The organism is Streptomyces sp. NPDC051133, from assembly GCF_040682635.1.
Classification (GTDB): Bacteria; Actinomycetota; Actinomycetes; order Streptomycetales; family Streptomycetaceae; genus Streptomyces.
The window spans coordinates 19,847-35,864 of sequence record NZ_JBFBBK010000001.1; the positions used below are offsets into that span (position 1 = coordinate 19,847).

At 74.1% G+C, this 16,018-nt stretch carries 17 protein-coding genes and 1 tRNA gene; 7 read left to right on the forward strand and 11 right to left on the reverse strand.

Annotation, left to right across the window (positions count from 1 at the left end; all coding sequences use genetic code 11):
- The first annotated feature begins 161 nt into the window (after positions 1-161).
- Positions 162-1,016, forward strand: coding sequence for a Cof-type HAD-IIB family hydrolase (locus AB0N17_RS00110; protein ID WP_366008750.1), 855 nt, complete (start codon positions 162-164; stop codon positions 1,014-1,016).
- A gap of 201 nt (positions 1,017-1,217) precedes the next feature.
- Positions 1,218-2,069: an LLM class flavin-dependent oxidoreductase gene (locus tag AB0N17_RS00115; protein WP_366008751.1), complete on the forward strand. Its 852-nt coding sequence runs from the start codon at positions 1,218-1,220 to the stop codon at positions 2,067-2,069.
- A gap of 48 nt (positions 2,070-2,117) precedes the next feature.
- Here AB0N17_RS00115 and AB0N17_RS00120 read toward each other — a convergent pair whose 3' ends face one another.
- The 5 genes from AB0N17_RS00120 to AB0N17_RS00140 form a co-directional block, all read right to left on the reverse strand.
- Positions 2,118-2,921, reverse strand: coding sequence for an SAM-dependent methyltransferase (locus AB0N17_RS00120; RefSeq protein ID WP_366008752.1), 804 nt, complete (start codon positions 2,919-2,921; stop codon positions 2,118-2,120).
- A 54-nt stretch (positions 2,922-2,975) separates the two neighbouring features.
- Positions 2,976-3,623 carry an endonuclease gene (locus AB0N17_RS00125; protein ID WP_366008753.1) on the reverse strand — a complete coding sequence of 216 codons (648 nt, stop codon included), beginning with the start codon at positions 3,621-3,623 and terminating at the stop codon, positions 2,976-2,978.
- A gap of 17 nt (positions 3,624-3,640) precedes the next feature.
- Positions 3,641-3,985, reverse strand: a complete 345-nt coding sequence (locus AB0N17_RS00130) for a DUF3140 domain-containing protein (RefSeq protein WP_366008754.1) — start codon at positions 3,983-3,985, stop codon at positions 3,641-3,643.
- 52 nt (positions 3,986-4,037) lie between these two features.
- Positions 4,038-4,523: a DNA starvation/stationary phase protection protein gene (locus AB0N17_RS00135; RefSeq protein WP_366008755.1), complete on the reverse strand. Its 486-nt coding sequence runs from the start codon at positions 4,521-4,523 to the stop codon at positions 4,038-4,040.
- Between the two features lie 103 nt (positions 4,524-4,626).
- The gene (locus tag AB0N17_RS00140; protein WP_366008756.1) at positions 4,627-5,421 is read right to left on the reverse strand and encodes a lysophospholipase; all 795 of its coding nucleotides are present in this window, start codon (positions 5,419-5,421) and stop codon (positions 4,627-4,629) included.
- Between the two features lie 147 nt (positions 5,422-5,568).
- Between AB0N17_RS00140 and AB0N17_RS00145 the strand changes: the two genes are divergently transcribed.
- The 3 genes from AB0N17_RS00145 (at position 5,569) to AB0N17_RS00155 (ending at position 9,243) form a co-directional block, all read left to right on the forward strand.
- Entirely contained in the window at positions 5,569-6,756 is a 1,188-nt protein-coding gene (locus AB0N17_RS00145) for a thiolase family protein (protein ID WP_366008757.1), read from the forward strand.
- A 76-nt stretch (positions 6,757-6,832) separates the two neighbouring features.
- Complete coding sequence (locus AB0N17_RS00150) at positions 6,833-8,347, forward strand: long-chain fatty acid--CoA ligase (RefSeq protein WP_366008758.1); 1,515 nt, start codon at positions 6,833-6,835, stop codon at positions 8,345-8,347.
- Between the two features lie 122 nt (positions 8,348-8,469).
- Positions 8,470-9,243 carry a sulfite exporter TauE/SafE family protein gene (locus tag AB0N17_RS00155; RefSeq protein WP_366008759.1) on the forward strand — a complete coding sequence of 258 codons (774 nt, stop codon included), beginning with the start codon at positions 8,470-8,472 and terminating at the stop codon, positions 9,241-9,243.
- Between the two features lie 204 nt (positions 9,244-9,447).
- Here the strand turns inward: AB0N17_RS00155 and AB0N17_RS00160 are convergent, their stop codons facing one another.
- Positions 9,448-10,230, reverse strand: coding sequence for a TIGR01458 family HAD-type hydrolase (locus AB0N17_RS00160; protein ID WP_366009137.1), 783 nt, complete (start codon positions 10,228-10,230; stop codon positions 9,448-9,450).
- 70 nt (positions 10,231-10,300) lie between these two features.
- Between AB0N17_RS00160 and AB0N17_RS00165 the strand changes: the two genes are divergently transcribed.
- Positions 10,301-11,047, forward strand: coding sequence for a cobalt-precorrin-6A reductase (locus AB0N17_RS00165; protein ID WP_366008760.1), 747 nt, complete (start codon positions 10,301-10,303; stop codon positions 11,045-11,047).
- Here the strand turns inward: AB0N17_RS00165 and AB0N17_RS00170 are convergent.
- From AB0N17_RS00170 to AB0N17_RS00180, 3 genes are all read right to left on the reverse strand, one after another.
- Positions 11,034-11,528, reverse strand: a complete 495-nt coding sequence (locus tag AB0N17_RS00170) for a hypothetical protein (protein WP_366008761.1) — start codon at positions 11,526-11,528, stop codon at positions 11,034-11,036. The genes AB0N17_RS00165 and AB0N17_RS00170 overlap by 14 nt on opposite strands.
- 78 nt (positions 11,529-11,606) lie before the next feature.
- A complete protein-coding gene (cobF, locus tag AB0N17_RS00175) occupies positions 11,607-12,380 on the reverse strand; it encodes a precorrin-6A synthase (deacetylating) (RefSeq protein WP_366008762.1) in 774 nt (257 codons plus the stop codon).
- 128 nt (positions 12,381-12,508) lie between these two features.
- On the reverse strand, positions 12,509-13,012 hold the full coding sequence (locus AB0N17_RS00180; protein WP_366008763.1) for a DUF309 domain-containing protein: 504 nt from the start codon (positions 13,010-13,012) through the stop codon (positions 12,509-12,511).
- A 115-nt stretch (positions 13,013-13,127) separates the two neighbouring features.
- Between AB0N17_RS00180 and AB0N17_RS00185 the strand changes: the two genes are divergently transcribed.
- Positions 13,128-13,204 (forward strand) — tRNA-Pro (locus AB0N17_RS00185).
- A 5-nt stretch (positions 13,205-13,209) separates the two neighbouring features.
- On the opposite strand, the gene AB0N17_RS00190 is transcribed toward AB0N17_RS00185, so the two are convergent.
- On the reverse strand, positions 13,210-14,304 hold the full coding sequence (locus tag AB0N17_RS00190; protein ID WP_366008764.1) for an MASE1 domain-containing protein: 1,095 nt from the start codon (positions 14,302-14,304) through the stop codon (positions 13,210-13,212).
- A gap of 119 nt (positions 14,305-14,423) precedes the next feature.
- On the reverse strand, positions 14,424-15,758 hold the full coding sequence (locus tag AB0N17_RS00195; protein ID WP_366008765.1) for a GAF domain-containing SpoIIE family protein phosphatase: 1,335 nt from the start codon (positions 15,756-15,758) through the stop codon (positions 14,424-14,426).
- Positions 15,759-16,018 lie beyond the last annotated feature (260 nt).

A 16,018-nucleotide genomic window follows, 5' to 3' on the forward strand; every position in this document is an offset into this window, starting at 1 on the left:
GTCGCCGCCCTTCTCACGTGCGGGTGTCCGCCGTCATTGTGCCGCCCGGTGATCGTGCTGTCCCGGGAACCGCGCACCGTGGGCGGTTCGGGGCGGCTTCGGGACGTTCCGGCGCATGAGGAACACTGGGGGCCGTACCCCGCCCCGACCGGAAGCAGCACATGCCCGCCACGCCCACGCCCCTCCTCCACGTCCCCGGCCTGCCCGCGGGCCCCGCCGACATCCGCCTCGTCGTCACCGACATGGACGGCACCCTGCTGGACGACGCCAAGCGGATCCCCGCCGGGCTGTGGCCGATGCTCGCCGAACTGCGCCGGCGCGGGGTGCTGTTCAGCCCGGCGAGCGGCCGCCAGTACGCCACGCTGGCCCGGCAGTTCGCGGACGTCGCCGAGGGCATGGTGTTCATCGCGGAGAACGGCACCTACGTGGTCCGGGACGGGGTGGAGCTGAGCTCCGACCCGATGGACCGCCCGGTCGCGGCCGGGGTCGCCCGGACGGTACGGCGGCTGGTCGCGGACGGCACCGACGTCGGCGCGGTGGTGTGCGGCAAGCGGTCGGCGTACGTCGAGCGGAGCGACGAGGCGTTCCTGGCGGAGGTGCGCAAGTACTACGTCGAGCACCGGGTCGTCGAGGACGTCACCGCCGTCGAGGACGACGTGATCAAGGTGGCGCTGTTCGACTTCGGCTCCGCCGAGCGCTCCACCGCCCCCGCGCTCGCGGAGTTCGCCGGGACCCACCAGGTGGTCGTCTCCGGCGCGCACTGGGTGGACGTCATGAACCGCACCGCGAACAAGGGCACCGCCCTGCGTGGCCTGCAGCGGGCCCTCGGCATCACGCCCGCGCAGACCATGGTCTTCGGCGACTACCTCAACGACCTGGAGATGCTCGACGCGGCCGACTGGTCCTTCGCCGTGGCCAACGCCCACCCGGAGGTCGTCCGCCGGGCCCGGCACCTCGCCCCGTCCAACAACGACGACGGCGTGCTGCGGACCATCTCCCGCGTCCTCGGCCTGTAGGGGGCTTCGTTCGGATCAGGCCGGGTCCGGCCCGGCGCGAAAAGGAGTGGTCCGGCTCCCGGGGCCCGCGATAGCGTCGTCGCACTTCGACGATCACGCTCTCAAGCCCACGGCCGCAGAACGGGAGCGAGCCCGCGCACAGCGCCGCGGCGCCACGGAGGGGCGGTACCGATTCGGCACACCCTCCGGAGGACTCCACCCATGAAGATCGGTCTCGGACTTCCCGTCGACGACCCCGCCCTGCTGCTGACCTGGGCCCGCCGCGCCGACGCGGGCCCCTTCAGCACGCTCGGCCTGCTCGACCGGCTCGTCCACGACAACCCCGAACCCCTCGTCACCCTGGCCGCGCTCGCCGGGGCCACGTCCCGCATCCGGCTGCAGACCGAGGTGCTGCTCGCCCCGCTGCACCGCACGGCGCTGCTCGCCAAGCAGAGCGCGACCCTGGACCTGGTGTCCGGCGGCCGTTTCACGCTCGGCGTCGGCGTCGGCGGCCGCGCGGACGACTGCCTGGCCGCCGGTGTCGACCTGCGGCGCCGGGGCCGCCGTCTCGACGAGCAGATGACCCTGCTGCGCCGCGTCTGGTCCGGCGAGCCGTACGGCGACGGGGTGGGGCCCATCGGTCCGGCGCCCGCGACGCCCGGCGGCCCGGAGGTGCTGTTCGGCGGCTTCGCCCCGGCCGCGCTCGAACGGGTCGGCCGGTTCGGCGACGGCTTCCTCGGCGCGGCGCTGCCGCCCGCGGGCATGGCCGGGCTGTTCCGAGACGTCGAGGCGGTCTGGCGCAGACATGAGCGCCCCGGCCGGCCGCGGCTGGTCGCCCAGGCGAACGTCGCCCTCGGCCCGCGCGGCACCGTCGACGACGCCCGGCGCAACCTCCGCGCCTACTACGGCTTCACGGGCCGCGCCGACCACATCGCCGACGGCCTGCTCACCGAGCCGGAGGCGATCCGCGAGGCGGTCGACGCCTTCCTCGGCATCGGCGCCGACGAGGTCATGCTGTACTGCTGGTCCTCCGACGTCGGCCAGACCGACCGGCTGGCCGAGCTGCTGTTCTGACCGGAGCCGCTGTTCCGTCCGACCGGAGCCGCTGTTCCGGCCGCCGGGTCAGCGGGCGGACGTGCGGCCCACCGCGCCGTACAGGGAGATCGGCCCGCCGTCGTCCGCCGCCCCCTGCCGCCGCCACTCGGAGACCGGCACGACGCCCGGCTCCAGCAGGTCCAGGCCCGTGAAGAAGGCGGCCACTTCGTCCCGGGAACGCGCCACCAGGGTGACTCCGCCCGCCGCGTAGGCGGCGATGCCCTTGCGCACGTTCTCCGGTTCGAAGTCGGCCGTCATCATGGACAGCACCAGGCAGCTGCCCGGAGCCAGCGCGCCGACCAGCGTCCGCACCACGTCGTGGGCGCCGTCCTCGTCGGCGACGAAGTGCAGCAGGGCGATGAGGGAAAGAGCCACCGGGCGGCCGAGGTCCAGGACCCGGCCGGCCCGTTCCAGGATGGTGTGCGGATCGCGGGCGTCGGCCTGCACGTACTCCGTCACGCCCTCGGGCGTGCCGCGCAGCAGCGCGCCCGCGTGGGCCAGCACGATCGGGTCGTTGTCGACGTAGACCACACGCGCGTCCGGCGCCACCGACTGGGCGATCCGGTGCAGGTTCGGCTCGGTCGGGATGCCGGTGCCGATGTCCAGGAACTGGCGGATGCCGTCCTCGACGAGGGTGCGCGTGGCGCGCTGCATGAACGCCCGGTTGGCGCGCGCGTTGCGGGCGGCGCCCCGGTCGATGGCCGTGATGGTGCGGCCGAGCCGTTCGTCGACGGGGTAGTTGTCCTTGCCGCCCAGGAACCAGTCGTAGACCCGGGCCGGGTGCGGCCGGCTGGTGTCGATGGGCGGTGCGGCCGGCTCGGTCCCCGTCACGTGCTGCTCCTCGGCTCGGTCACTCCGTCGTGTGCGAGCAGCAGTCTGACACGGTCATCCGGCGCGGCGCAGACAGTCTTCGGCCACCTGCGCATCGAGCGCGGCGCGCACCAACGCGGCGGCCAGCACGGCCGGTTCGGTGTCCCCGGCCAGCCCGGCCAGCTTGCCGGGGTCCTCCGGCAGGCCCAGCCGCCGCGCCCCGGAGAGGGCCTTGCCGTCCAGGTACGGCCCGATCTCCGGCCACACGCGCTGGGCCTCCCGCAGGAAGATGTCGGCGCCGGCCGGCCCCACGCCCGGCTCCTCCTGGAGCAGGTCCTTGAGGGTGCCGACGTCGCCGTGCGCCTCCTCGTGCAGCCGGCGCAGGTCCCCGCCCCAGCGGTCCAGCAGCAGCTCGGCGCCGTCGCCGAGCTGAGTGGCCGTCCGCTCGTCGTAGCGCCGGTAACCGCCCCGGCCGAGCGCGTCCACCCGCTGCTGCCAGCCCGCTCCGGCCATGCGGCGCGGGCTGTCGAGGCGGTCCTCGTGCAGGGCCTGCGCGGCGGCCACCGCGACCGAAGCGCGGATGCGGGCGCTGAGCAGCAGGGCCAGCACGAGCAGCCGGTACAGCGGCTGCGGGGTGTCCTTCAGGCGGATGCCCGCCTCCTCGGCGTACGTCCGCCCGTATGCGGACACCAGCTCGCGCAGGACGCGTTCGTCGCGGTTCATGGCGCGCGGCCCTGCGGCTAGGGCTTGAGCGGGTCGTGGCCCAGGGTCATCAGCCGGTGCCGGCGGCGGGTGTCCTCGGGCGTCCGCTCCGGTTCCGGCTCGTCCTCCATGTCCACCAGGTCACCGACCGTGTCCACGACCCGGTGCATCACGCGGAGGTCGTCGTCGGTGAGGTCGGTGCGGCGCTTCTGGAGGATCGCCAGCACGTGCCGGCCGGTCGGCGTGCCCGCCTCCCCGGGCAGTGCCTCGGCCTCCTCGCCGGAGTCCCGGACCCGCAGCCAGGCCGCGAGCTCCGCCGAGGTCATGTTCACCACGCGGTGGAAGTCCTCCCAGAGCGCTTCGGTCTCGATCGGGTCGGCCATGGTTCGTCCCCTTCCCTGCGCCGTTCCGTGTCGCTGGCCGTCGTCGCGGTCGCTAGCCGTCGTCGCGCGGCCCGTTCTCGGCCTCGAACATCCAGCGCTGCTTCTCCAGGTCCGCGGTGATGGAGATCAGCAGGTCCTGGGTGACGGGGTCGGGCTCGTCGGTGGCCCTGATCCGCTCGCGCAGCCGGCCGACGGCCGCCGTCAGGGACGACACCATCAGCTCCACCACCTCGGTGTCGCGCAGCCAGCCGTCCTTGCTGCCGGGCAGCGCGAAGGTCGCGGCGATGGTCTCGGGCCGGCCGTCCGGCGGCACGCCCAGCGCCGCGGCGCGCTCGGCGACCGTGTCGGAGTGGGCGCGGGCCGTCGCGACCACCTCGTCCAGCTGGAGGTGGATCGACCTGAAGCGCGGGCCCACCACGTTCCAGTGCGCCTGCTTCCCGATCAGCGACAGCCCGAGCAGATCGACCAGGGTCTCCTGCAGGGCGGTTCCGGTGACGCCGAGCGCCTCCTTCGACAGCGTGCTCTTCACCACGGTCATGGTCGGTGCGGCCCCTTTCGTCGTGCACGTCCGTGTGTCCGAAAGGGCGGGTGCCCCGCGTCCCCGGGGGCAAAACAGGCCTGGTCAGCGGGGGAGGACCGCGTCAGCGGGGGAGGACCGCATCCAGGAACCGGATCACCTCCGCGAAGACCTCCGCCTTGTCCGTCTCGTGGAACACCTCGTGCCGCGCCCCCGGGAAGATCCGCTCGGTCAGCCGGCCGCCGAGCCGCTCCACCCCGGTCCGGCTCCCGGGCAGCGGCACCAGCCGGTCGTCGTCACCGTGCAGCCACAGCAGGGGCAGCGCGCCCAGGTCACCGCCCTCGGCGACGGTCCGCAGGGTCCGGACGAAGGCCTCCAGCGTCGGCCGCTTCATGGGCCCGTGCCACACCAGCGGGTCGGCGGCGTACGCGGCGCCGACGGCGGGGTCCCGGGACAGCGCGGCCGGGCTGACCGGGGTGTCCGGGATCTCCTCCAGGGCCAGCAGCCGCCCGGGCAGCTCCCAGGCACCGATGACCGGCCCCGACAGGACCAGCGCGGCCAGCTCGGCGCCGTACCGCTGGGCGTAGCGGGCCGCGATCAGGCCGCCCATGGAGTGACCGACCATGACGAGCGGCAGGCCGGGGTGGGCGGCGCGGGCCAGGCCGGCCACCCGGTGCACGTCGGTGACCACGTCCTCGAAGTCCTCGATCACCACCCGCTCACCGGCCGAGCGGCCGTGGCCGGCGTGGTCGGGCGCGTACACGGCCGCTCCGTGCCCGGTGAGCACGCCCGCCAGTTCGTCGTAGCGGCCCGCGTGTTCGCCGTAGCCGTGCACGACGAGGGCCAGGCGGCGCGGGCGCGGATGCGGCCACTCCCGGACGGCGATGCCGCCCAGGACGTGCTGGCGGACGTGGGGCATCTCTCCTCCAGCTGCCTCGGCGAGGCTCCTGGGGATCTTCCCAGGGAGCCGGTCGGAGGTCTATAGTCAAAAACTAGCAGTGCTAATTAATCAGGTGCTGTCCCGACCAGTGCTGATCGACAGCGTCGTAGATCAGGAGCCGAATCCGTGCGTCCCGTCCACTTCGCGGCCGCCCGCCGCACCCCGCTCGGCAAGCTGCGCGGAGCCCTCAGCGGCATCCGGCCCGACGACCTGGCGGCGGCCGTGATCCGCCGTCTGGTGGCCGACGTGCCCGCGCTCGACCCCGCCCGGATCGACGACGTCTACTGGGGCGCGGCCAACCAGGCCGGCGAGGACAACCGCAACGTCGCCCGCATGGCCGCCCTGCTCGCCGGGCTCCCCGAGTCGGTGCCCGGCGCCACCGTCAACCGGCTGTGCGCCTCCGGACTGGAGGCCGTCACCACCGCCGCCCGGACCATCGCCGCGGGCGAGGCCGACGTCGTGATCGCCGGCGGTTCGGAGTCGATGAGCCGCGCACCCTTCGTGCTGCCGCGCCCCGACGAGGCCCTGCCGCAGCGCATCGAGACCTTCGACACCCGGCTCGGCTGGCGCCTGGTCAACCCCGCGATGAAGGAGCTGCACGGCCTGCTCTCCATGGGCGAGACCGCGGAGGAGGTCGCCGAGCGGTACGGCGTCTCCCGCGAGCGGCAGGACGCGTTCGCGCTGCGCAGCCACCAACGGGCCGCCGCCGCCCGGAAGAACGGCCACTTCGACGACGAACTCCTGCCCGTGGAGCGCCCGGACGGCATCGTCGTCGACCAGGACGAGTGCGTCCGCGAGGACACCTCGCTGGAGAAGCTGTCCCGGCTCAGGCCGGTCTTCCGGCCGGGCGGCACGGTCACGGCGGGCAACGCCTCGCCGATGAACGACGGCGCCGCCGGACTGCTGCTGGTCAGCGAGGAGGCCCTGGACGAGCTGGGACTGCAGTCCCTGGGCCGGTACGTCGCCGGCGCCTCCGCAGGCGTCCACCCCGACGTGATGGGCCTCGGCCCCGTCCCCGCCACCCGCAAGGTGCTGGCCCGGGCCGGCTGGGAGATCGGCGCCGTGCGGGAGGCCGAGTTCAACGAGGCGTTCGCCGCCCAGGCGCTCGCCTGCGTCGACCAGCTGGGCATCGACCCGGAGCTGGTGAACCCGAGCGGCGGCGCCATCGCCCTCGGTCACCCCCTCGGCTGCTCCGGCGCCCGCATCCTCACCACCCTGCTGCACCGCATGCGCCGCACGGGCGCGGAGCGGGGACTGGCCACCATGTGCGTGGGCGTGGGGCAGGGCAGCGCGGTGCTGGTCGAGAGGGACTGACCCGCGCCGCCGACGGGGGGCTCCCCGCACGGGGACCGGTCACACGAGCCGCAGCAAGGAAACGGAGCAGCACTCCATGGCAACCCTGTCCGTCGCCGCCGTTCTCGCCGAGAACGCCCGGCGCCGCCCCGACAAGACCGCCCTCGTCGAGGGCGACCTGCGGCTCACCTTCGCCGAGGTGTGGCGCAGGGCGCTGGCCCGGGCGGGAGCGCTCACCGGCCTCGGCGTACGGCCCGGCGACCGCGTCGCCCTCATGGCCCCCAACACCGCCGAGTTCCCCGTCGCCTACTACGCCGTCGCCGCGGCGGGCGGGGTCGTCGTCCCCGTGCACCTGCTGCTGTCCTCCGGCGAGGTCGAGCACGTCCTGAAGGACAGCGGCGCGAGCCTGCTGCTCGTCCACCCGGCGCAGGCGAAAACCGGCCGGGCCGCCGCCGAGGCCTCCGGCGTCCGGGTGGTCATCCTGGGCGAGGAGTTCGACCGGCTCGCGGCCGACGCCCGGCCGCTGCCGTCGTACGTCACCCGGGCCGCCGACGACCCGGCCGTGATCTTCTACACCAGCGGCACGACCGGCGTCCCCAAGGGCGCCGTGCTCAGCCACTTCAACCTGGTGATGAACGCGACCGTCAACGCCTTCGACGCCAACGACATCCGCGCCGACGACATCGCCCTCGGCGCCCTGCCCCTCTTCCACGCCTTCGGGCAGACGGTGTCGCTCAACTCCACCTGGCGCGCGGGCGCCACGCTCGTCCTGCTGCCCCGCTTCGACGCGGCCCGCGCCATCGAGCTGATGGTGAAGGAGGGCGTGAACACCTTCCACGGCGTGCCGACCATGTTCGTCGCCCTCGCGGCGGCGGCCGCGGACGCGCGGGCGCTCCCGAGCCTGCGCGTGTGCGTCTCCGGTGGCGCCTCGCTGCCCGTCGCCGTCCTGGAACGGTTCGAGGCCGCGTTCGGGGCGACGGTCTACGAGGGGTACGGACTGTCGGAGACCTCGCCGACGGCCACCGTCAACCAGCCGGTGTTCGGCACCCGGGCCGGCACCATCGGCCACCCGCTGTGGGGCATCGACGTGGAGATCGCCCGCGCCGAGGCCGAGGACCGCATCGAACTGCTGCCGCCCGGCGAGCTGGGCGAGGTCGTCATCCGCGGCCACAACGTCTTCTCCGGCTACCTCGGCCGCCCCGAGGCCACCGCGGAGGCCCTCGTCGACGGCTGGTTCCGCACCGGGGACCTCGGCACCAAGGACGAGGACGGCTTCCTGCGGATCGTCGACCGCAAGAAGGACGTCATCATCCGCGGCGGCTACAACGTGTACCCGAGGGAGGTGGAGGAGGTCCTGATGCGCCACCCCGGCGTCGCCCAGGCCGCGGTCATCGGCCTGCCGGACGAGCTGCACGGCGAGGAGGTGTGCGCGGTCGTCGTCCCCGCGCCGGGCACCGCCCCCGACGCCGCCGCGATCACCGAGTGGTCCAAGGAGCACCTGGGCCGGCACAAGTACCCGCGACGCGTGGAGTTCACCGACCGGCTGCCGCTCGGGCCGAGCATGAAGGTGCTCAAGCGGGAACTCCGCGCGCAGTTCGCGCAGCGGCCGTAGCGGCCGAGCGGCCGAGCGGCCGAGCGGCCGAGTGGCCGTGGCGGCCTGGGCGGGCGGCGGGGATCACCTGGCGAGACGGTCCTTATGCCGAAGGCTTGTCCGGACATAACATCGGTCCCCGCATGAACACGATGACGCTCTGGCACCTGTCCGGCCGGGAGTTCGCCGCGCTCGCCTGCGCGGCCCTGCTCGTCGGCTTCTCCAAGACGGCGGTGAGCGGGGCCAACACGGTCAGCCTCGCGATCTTCGCGGCGGTGCTGCCCGCCCGCGCCTCCACCGGCGTCCTGCTGCCCGTCCTGATCGCCGGGGACGTGCTCGCCGTCCTCACCTACCGGCGGCACGCCCACTGGCCCACCCTGTGGCGGCTGTTCCCGGCCGTCGCGGTGGGCGTGGTGGCCGGCACGCTGTTCCTGATGTGGGCCGACGACGCCGTCGTGCGGACGTCGATCGGCGTGATCCTGCTGCTGATGGCCGGGGTCACGCTGTGGAGGCGGCGCCGGACGGGGGCGGGCGACGAACCGGACGCGGTGACGACCCGGGCGGGCCGGGTCAAGGCGCGGTCGTACGGAGTGCTCGGCGGGTTCACCACGATGGTCGCCAACGCGGGCGGGCCGGTGATGTCGATGTACCTGCTGTCGGCCGGCTTCCGGAAGCTGGGATTCCTGGGCACGTCGGCGTTCTTCTTCCTCATCGTGAACGTGTCCAAGGTGCCGTTCAGCGCGGGCCTGGGTCTGATCGACGGCCGCTCGCTGCTCCTCGACGCCGCGCTCGCCGTGTTCGTCGTGCCCGGCGCGTTGTTCGGCAAGTGGGCTGTGAGCAGGATCAACCAGCGACTCTTCGAACAACTCGTGATCGCGGCGACGGTCGTGGGCGGGGTGCAGCTGCTACTGCCCTAGGGCCTTTCTGACAATTCCCGTCTGCCGCGCGACGCCATGCACGCTCCCCCAGAGGGGGCACCCCCACTCGCCGCACCGGCCCCAGGCCCAAGTACGTCCAGTACGAGGACCTGGGGCCGGCACTCCCCCAGCCTTCGGCCGGGGGGACCCCCAGAGCACGCACCTGACGCCGCGCGGCCGCCCTCCGGGCGACGACGCGAATTGTCAGACAGGCCCTAGCCCCAGCAGCGCCGGCAGGCCGGCGAAGGAGTCGATGATGTGGTCCGGGGCGCCGCTCGCCCCCTGAAGCGTCTCCTGCTGGAACTTCCCCGTCCGCACCAGCACCCCGGTGAGCCCGGCCCGTTGGGCCGCGAGCACGTCCGACTCCACGTCGTCGCCCACCATCAGCGCCCGGTCCGGGTCCGCCCCCAGCCGGGCCAGCGCCGCCTCGAAGAACGCCCGGGACGGTTTGCCCGTCACCTCCGCCTCGACCCGCGCGGCCTTCTCCAGCCCTGTCAGGAAGGCTCCCGAGTCCAGCTGCAGCCCGGCCTCGGTGCGCCAGTACAGGCCGCGGTGCATGGCGACCAGGCGCGCGCCCCGCTGCAGGAACCCGAAGGCCCGGTTGAGCGCCGTGTAGCCGAACTCCGGCCCGGCACCGCCGAGTACGACCACGTCGGGATCGTCGTCCACGAGCGTGACACCGGCCAGGTCCTCGGCGATGTCCCCGCTGTTGAGCAGCGCGCAGCGCGCGCCCGGGTGGTGCTCGGCCAGGTGGGCGGCCGTGACCGAGGGCGCGGTGAGGACGTCCTCGGCCGCCACCTCGAACCCGGCCCCGCCCAGCACCTCGGCGATCGACGCCCGGGTCCGGGAGGTCGTGTTGGTCACCAGCGCCACACCGAGACCGGCCGCGCGGATCGCCCGCAGCGCCTCCACCGCGCCCGGCAACGGCTTCCAGGAGACGGTGAGGACACCGTCGATGTCGATCAGGACGGCCCGCACGGACGCCACGCTTCCCATGGCCCCGACGGTAGCGACCCGGGCGGCCGGCGAGCCCGTACGACCTCTTACTCTCACCCCTATGCCCGCGCACGTCCTGATCCTCGGCGGCACCACCGAGGCCCGCCGTCTCGCCGCCGACCTCGCCGCCCGCCCCGGCGTGCGGGTCACCACGTCCCTCGCGGGCCGGGTGGCACGTCCCGCGGCGGTGGCCGGCGAGCTCCGCGTCGGCGGCTTCGGCGGCGCAGAGGGCATGGCCGACTGGCTGCGCGCGCACCGCGTGGACGCCCTGGTCGACGCCACCCACCCCTTCGCCGGGACGATCACGGCCCACGCGGCCCGGGCGGCGGCGCTCACCGGGGTCCCGCTGGTGGTCCTGCGCCGCCCCGGCTGGCGTCCGGTCCCCGGTGACCGCTGGTACGACGTCCCGTCCCTGTCCGGGGCCGCCGAGGCGCTGCCCGGGCTCGGCCGCCGGATCTTCCTCAGCACCGGCCGCCTGGGCCTGGCGGCCTTCGCCCACCTGACGGCCCAGCACTTCGTCGTACGGTCGGTCGAGCCGCCCGAGCCGCCCCTGCCGCCGCACACCGAACTGCTCCTGGCACGCGGCCCGTTCATGCTCGCCGACGAGAGGGAACTGCTGCGGACCCGTCGCATCGACGTCCTGGTGACCAAGGACAGCGGCGGCGGGGCGACGTCCGCGAAGCTGACCGCGGCCCGGGAACTGGGCCTCCCCGTGGTCGTCGTACGACGCCCGTCCCTGCCGCAGGGCGTCACGCCGGTACCGGACACGGCGGGCGCCCTGGACCGGCTGGGGTTCAGCTCCCGGTGAGGACCGACCTCCTCAGCCGGTCGACGCCGCGCAGCACCTCGTCCCGGTTCTTCGCGCTCGTGACCCAGGCCGGGAGCCGGGCGACCAGTGTCAGCTTCTGCCCGGTGTCGTACCAGGGGGCGCGCTCCCGCAGGGTGGCGCCGGCGAAACGCCGGATCAGATCGAGGTGCGCCAGGTCGTAGGCCCACAGCCGGCCGTGCCGGGTCTCGCGCCGGAGCCACAGCCGGACGCCGAAGTAGGCATCCGCGGCGGGACCCGACGAGCCACTCCACGGGCCGATGCCCCGGCCCGCCCACACGCGGGCCAGACCGCAGGACCGGCAGACCAGACGCCGGGGGGCGAACGGCCGCGGCTCCGCGGAGTGCGGCTGCCGCTGCACTCGGGCGACGCGGTCGCAGCGCGGGCACCGGACCAGGATCGAGTCCAGGAAGTCGTACTCCGTGCTGCGCGGATCGCGGAAACGGGCAGGGGAGGTGGGCACGGCCCGAGTATGGCCGCCCCCGGCGTCCGGCTCACCCGGTTTTCGGCCGGGTGTCCCGGGCGTCCGCGCGGCAGCGGGTCAGGCGTCCCCGGTGTTCCTGCGCAGCAGGTACGTGTCCATGATCCAGCCCTTGCGGTCCCGGGCCTCGGACCGTAGCCGTTCGATGCGCGGGGCGGCCTCGGCGATCGGGCCGGAGACGAGGATCTCGTCCGGGGTGCCCAGGTAGGCGCCCCAGTAGATCTCCATGTCCTCCTCGGCGTACCGCCGGAAGGCCTGGTGCGCGTCCAGCATCACGACCACGTCGTCCACCCCCGCGGGGAAGCCCTCGGCCAGCCGCCGCCCGGTGGTGATCTGCACCGGCCGGGCCACCCGGTTCAGCCCCGTGCGATGCCGGGCGACCAGCGTGGAGACGCTGCTGATGCCCGGTACGACGTCGTACTCGAACGCCACCGCGCCCCGCTCCAGCACCTCCTCGAGAATCCCGAGCGTGCTGTCGTACAGCGCCGGGTCGCCCCACACCAGGAAGGCGCCGGTGCCGTCCTCGCCCAGTTCGTCGGCGATCAGCCGCTCGTAGATGCCGGCACGCGCGCTGCGCCAGTCCTCCACGGCCGGCGAGTAGGCCGCCCCGCCCGCGGCGCGGTCCCGCTCCGGGTCCCGGGCCTGCACCACCCGGTACGACTCCGCGGGCAGGTGTGCGTCCAGCATGTCCCGGCGGAGCCGGGTCAGGTCGCTCTTCACCTCGCCCTTGTCGAGCAGGAAGAACACGTCCGTGCTCCGCAGCGCCCGGACCGCCTGCAGGGTCAGCTGGTCGGGGTCGCCCGCGCCGATACCGATGACATGAATCTTTCGCACGCCCCGAGTCTGCCGCACGCCCCTGACCCCGCGTCCATCGCCTCCCTACGGACGGTCAGCGGACCCCCGGGGGGACTGGCGGGCCAGGCCCCCCGGGGGCACCGGCGGGCCCGCCGTCGGGCCTCCCGTCACCCCAGCCGGGGCGCCTCCGCGCCCGCGTCCACCCGGCCCGCACCGCGCTCCACCCGCTCCGCCAGGTTCTCGGCCCAGCGGGCGAGCCCCGGCAGGTCCATCCCGTACGGCCCCTCCCCGCCCCGCCCCGCCGCCCACTCCCGCAGCGCGCCCGCGCCCCGCCGCAGCAGCCGGGCACCGCCGACGGCGTTCCCGCGGGCCGCGTGGGTGAGCCCCACCGCCAGCTGGGCCAGCCCCCGCCACAGGGCGCGCTCGTCCTCGGGGCCCGCCTTCCAGGCGTCCTCGAACACCTCGTGCGCGTGGAACGGCCTGCCCGCGTCGAGCAGCGCCTGCGCCTCGGCGACCGTCTCGTCCGGCGTCCGCAGCACCCCTTCCGGCTGCCGGGGGACGCCGTCGGCGCCGTAGGGCAGCGGGCGTCCCAGCCCGTCCCGGGGCCGCGCGTTGCGCGCCCGCCCCTGCGTGTCCCGGTCCCTGGCACCGGATGCGTCCGCACTCGTCATACGGCCGATTGTCCCCCGGCCGCCGCCATGTCCCGGCGGCCCTCTTCGGCGCACCCCCGCGCGTGGGGTAAAGTGCTGTTCGCGCGATCACGCGGGTCACCGCGAGTGAGCGCACCGGGACGTGGCGCAGCTTGGTAGCGCACTTGACTGGGGGTCAAGGGGTCGCAGGTTCAAATCCTGTCGTCCCGACCAGCTTTTCAGCCGGTCGGAGGCCGTCTTCTCAGGTAGGACGAGGAGATGGCCTTTGTCGTCGTCCGGGGCTCCTCCTCGTGCCCCTCCCGCTCCGTCCCGCCCTTCTCGCGCCGCGCACCCTCCTCGTGCCGTCCGTCGGGGAACATCGGGCCGTGGTCGCCGGCCGCGATCTTGGTCGCCATGTCGGCGAGCTGACGGCAGGCCTGTGCGATCTCCCGCTGGGTCGCGTCGCGCTCACTGATGACCGTTCCCAGCAGCAGCGCGGTCAGCGCGATGGAACCGTTGAAGGCCTGCAAGGTGATCATGTCCGTGAGCAGGTCGCGGCCGGCGAACGGCCCCGATCCCTCGGTGGCCGCGACGATCGCGAAGGTGGACACGGCCAGCGCGCAGGGCGCGGCCCCGGCCAGCTGGAAGCGGAAGGCCGCCCAGATCAGCAGCGGGAAGCCGAGGAACAGCAGCGGCGTCCGACCGGTCTGGAGCAGACCGACTCCGGCCGTGGCCGCCACCAGCAGCAGTGCCTCCGCCCACCGGGAGCGCGGCGCTGCCCTGGGCGCGCGGGCCGAGCGCAGGACCAGCAGCACCGGCGTGACCACCAGGACGCCCATCGCGTCGCCGGTCCACCACACCGACCAGGTCGGCCAGAAGTCCGCCCGGGGCAGCGCACCGGCCAGCACCAGGGTGCCGGTGCCCGTCGTCGCGCTGACCAGCATCCCGGTGAACGCCCCGAGGAAGATCAGCGCGAGGGCGTCCCGCAGCCGGTCCAGATCCTCGCGGAAGCCGGTACGGCGCAGCAGCACGTAGGAGCAGACGGGCGCGAGGGTGTTGCCGGCGGCGATCGCGAGCACGGCCGGGAGCGAGGGTCCCAGCGAGACGTTGACCAGGAACGCGCCGAGCGCGATTCCGGGCCACACCCGCGGGCCGCGCAGGAGCAGGCTCGCCAGCGCGATTCCGCTGGGCGGCCACAGCGGGGTGACCTGGCCGCGCACCAGCTGCTGCAGCAGGCCCGCCTTGGCCGCGCCGAAGTACAGCGCGGCGACGGCGCAGATCTCAAGGACGGCCACGCCGGCGCGCCGCACCCTCTCACGCCGCTCGACAGTCATCGGGCGACCCTCCGGGTCGACATCGCCCCGAAGCCATCATCCGCCGGATCGGGCGGTTTCTCCACGGCGGCGTCGGGTCGCACGTCCGGCACCACCCCCGGAGACCGGGCCGGCGGTGATCACACGTGCGGGGTGCGCAGCGCGAGGATGGCCACGTCGTCGTGACCGTCGCTGGGGTGGTGGTCGGCCAGTGCCCGGACGAACTCGGGCAGCGGCAGGGCGGCATGAGCGGCGGCCAGCACGGCGAGCTCGTTCAGGCTCTCGTCGATGGTGTGGCCGGGATGCTCGACCAGCCCGTCGGTGAAGAACACGATGGTGGCGTCCGGCGGCAGGAAGCGGGAGTGGTCCGGGCGCGGCTGCCCGGTGTCGACGCCGAGCGGGACGCCGGGCTCGGCGAGCAGGTAGGCCACGCGGCGTTCACGCGTGAGCAGCAGGGGCGGTACGTGGCCGGCGGTGCTCCAGGTGAGCCGCCAGCCCGGCCCTTCCGGTTCGATGCGGGCCAGGGTGGTGGTCGTGACGGGGTTGTTCGTGATCGCCTCCAGAGCCCGGTCGAGCCGGGCGAGGACCGCGCCGGGCGGATCGCACCGGTCGTACAGCAGGGCGCGCAGCATGTTCCGGGTGGAGGCCATGGCGGCCGCGGCCTTCAGATCGTGGCCGACCACGTCGCCGATGACGACCGCCACGATGTGGTCGGGCAGGAGGACGGCGTCGTACCAGTCCCCGCCGAGCTGACTGGGCTCGGCGGCGGGCCGGTAGATGGCGGCGGCGGTGAAGGGCCGCAGGTCGGGCAGGGTGGGCAGCAGCAGCCGCTGGAACTGTTCGGCTCCGACGCGGATCCGTTCGAACAGGCGGACGTTCTCGATCGCGATGCCGGCGGCGCCGGCCAGGGCCACGACGACGTTCTCGTCGTGGACGTCGAAGGGCTGTCCGTCGAGCCGTTCGGAGAGGTAGAGGTCGCCGTAGATCTCGCCGCGCACGCTGATGGCGACGCCGAGCAGGGTCTGCAGCCGCGGGTGGCCGGCCGGGAAGCCGGCGGAGGCGGGATGGGCCGGGATGTCGTCGATCCGCAGGGGATCGGGGTAGCGGATCAGATGGCCGAGGACACCCAGGCCGCGGGGCAGGCCGGTGTCGGACAGGGCGTCGCGTTCCTGCTCGGTCAGCCCGGCCGTGATGAACTGTTCCAGGTGTTCGCCGCTCTCGTTGAGCACGCCCAGGGCTCCGTAGCGGGCGCCGACCAGGTCCATGGCGGTGGTCACGATACGGCGCAGCACCGCGGGCAGCTCCACCTCGCGGCTGATGGCCACCACCGCGACCAGCAGGCCCTGCAGCCGGTCCATGGAGGCCAGCAGGGCGCGCAGCCGCTCGTCGATGCGGACCAGCTCGGAACGCAGACGCAGGTGCAGGTCGGGCGCGCGGGCCGGCCTCGACCGCCGCCCGTCCTTCTCGCCCGCCATCAGGACCGCCTGGTGGCCTCTGAGCGGTACATTCCGACCTCCTGACACGACGCCGGTCGCGACCGCGGCGCACGCGGTCCGTCAGGGCGAGCCCTTCGTCCCCGGCGGCCGCCTCGCCCTTCGATTGTGTCATCACCGCCCCGGTCAGGGGCGGGGGACGGCACGGGCAGGGGCGCTCCGGTGATCATGGGCAACGCCGAGCGTCCGCAGCTCGGTGAGGAGCTGAAGAACAGCTTCTGCGCCACCGACCCGGACATGGC

Excerpts from the sequence above, each read along its gene's own strand:
- AB0N17_RS00110 (WP_366008750.1), top strand. The coding sequence starts at position 162 with ATGCCCGCCACGCCCACGCCCCTCCTCCACGTCCCCGGCCTGCCCGCG.
- AB0N17_RS00115 (WP_366008751.1), top strand. The coding sequence starts at position 1,218 with ATGAAGATCGGTCTCGGACTTCCCGTCGACGACCCCGCCCTGCTGCTG.
- AB0N17_RS00125 (WP_366008753.1), bottom strand. The coding sequence starts at position 3,623 with ATGAACCGCGACGAACGCGTCCTGCGCGAGCTGGTGTCCGCATACGGG.
- AB0N17_RS00130 (WP_366008754.1), bottom strand. The coding sequence starts at position 3,985 with ATGGCCGACCCGATCGAGACCGAAGCGCTCTGGGAGGACTTCCACCGC.
- AB0N17_RS00135 (WP_366008755.1), bottom strand. The coding sequence starts at position 4,523 with ATGACCGTGGTGAAGAGCACGCTGTCGAAGGAGGCGCTCGGCGTCACC.
- AB0N17_RS00140 (WP_366008756.1), bottom strand. The coding sequence starts at position 5,421 with ATGCCCCACGTCCGCCAGCACGTCCTGGGCGGCATCGCCGTCCGGGAG.
- AB0N17_RS00150 (WP_366008758.1), top strand. The coding sequence starts at position 6,833 with ATGGCAACCCTGTCCGTCGCCGCCGTTCTCGCCGAGAACGCCCGGCGC.
- AB0N17_RS00155 (WP_366008759.1), top strand. The coding sequence starts at position 8,470 with ATGAACACGATGACGCTCTGGCACCTGTCCGGCCGGGAGTTCGCCGCG.
- AB0N17_RS00165 (WP_366008760.1), top strand. The coding sequence starts at position 10,301 with ATGCCCGCGCACGTCCTGATCCTCGGCGGCACCACCGAGGCCCGCCGT.
- AB0N17_RS00180 (WP_366008763.1), bottom strand. The coding sequence starts at position 13,012 with ATGACGAGTGCGGACGCATCCGGTGCCAGGGACCGGGACACGCAGGGG.
- AB0N17_RS00190 (WP_366008764.1), bottom strand. The coding sequence starts at position 14,304 with ATGACTGTCGAGCGGCGTGAGAGGGTGCGGCGCGCCGGCGTGGCCGTC.
- AB0N17_RS00195 (WP_366008765.1), bottom strand. The coding sequence starts at position 15,758 with ATGGCGGGCGAGAAGGACGGGCGGCGGTCGAGGCCGGCCCGCGCGCCC.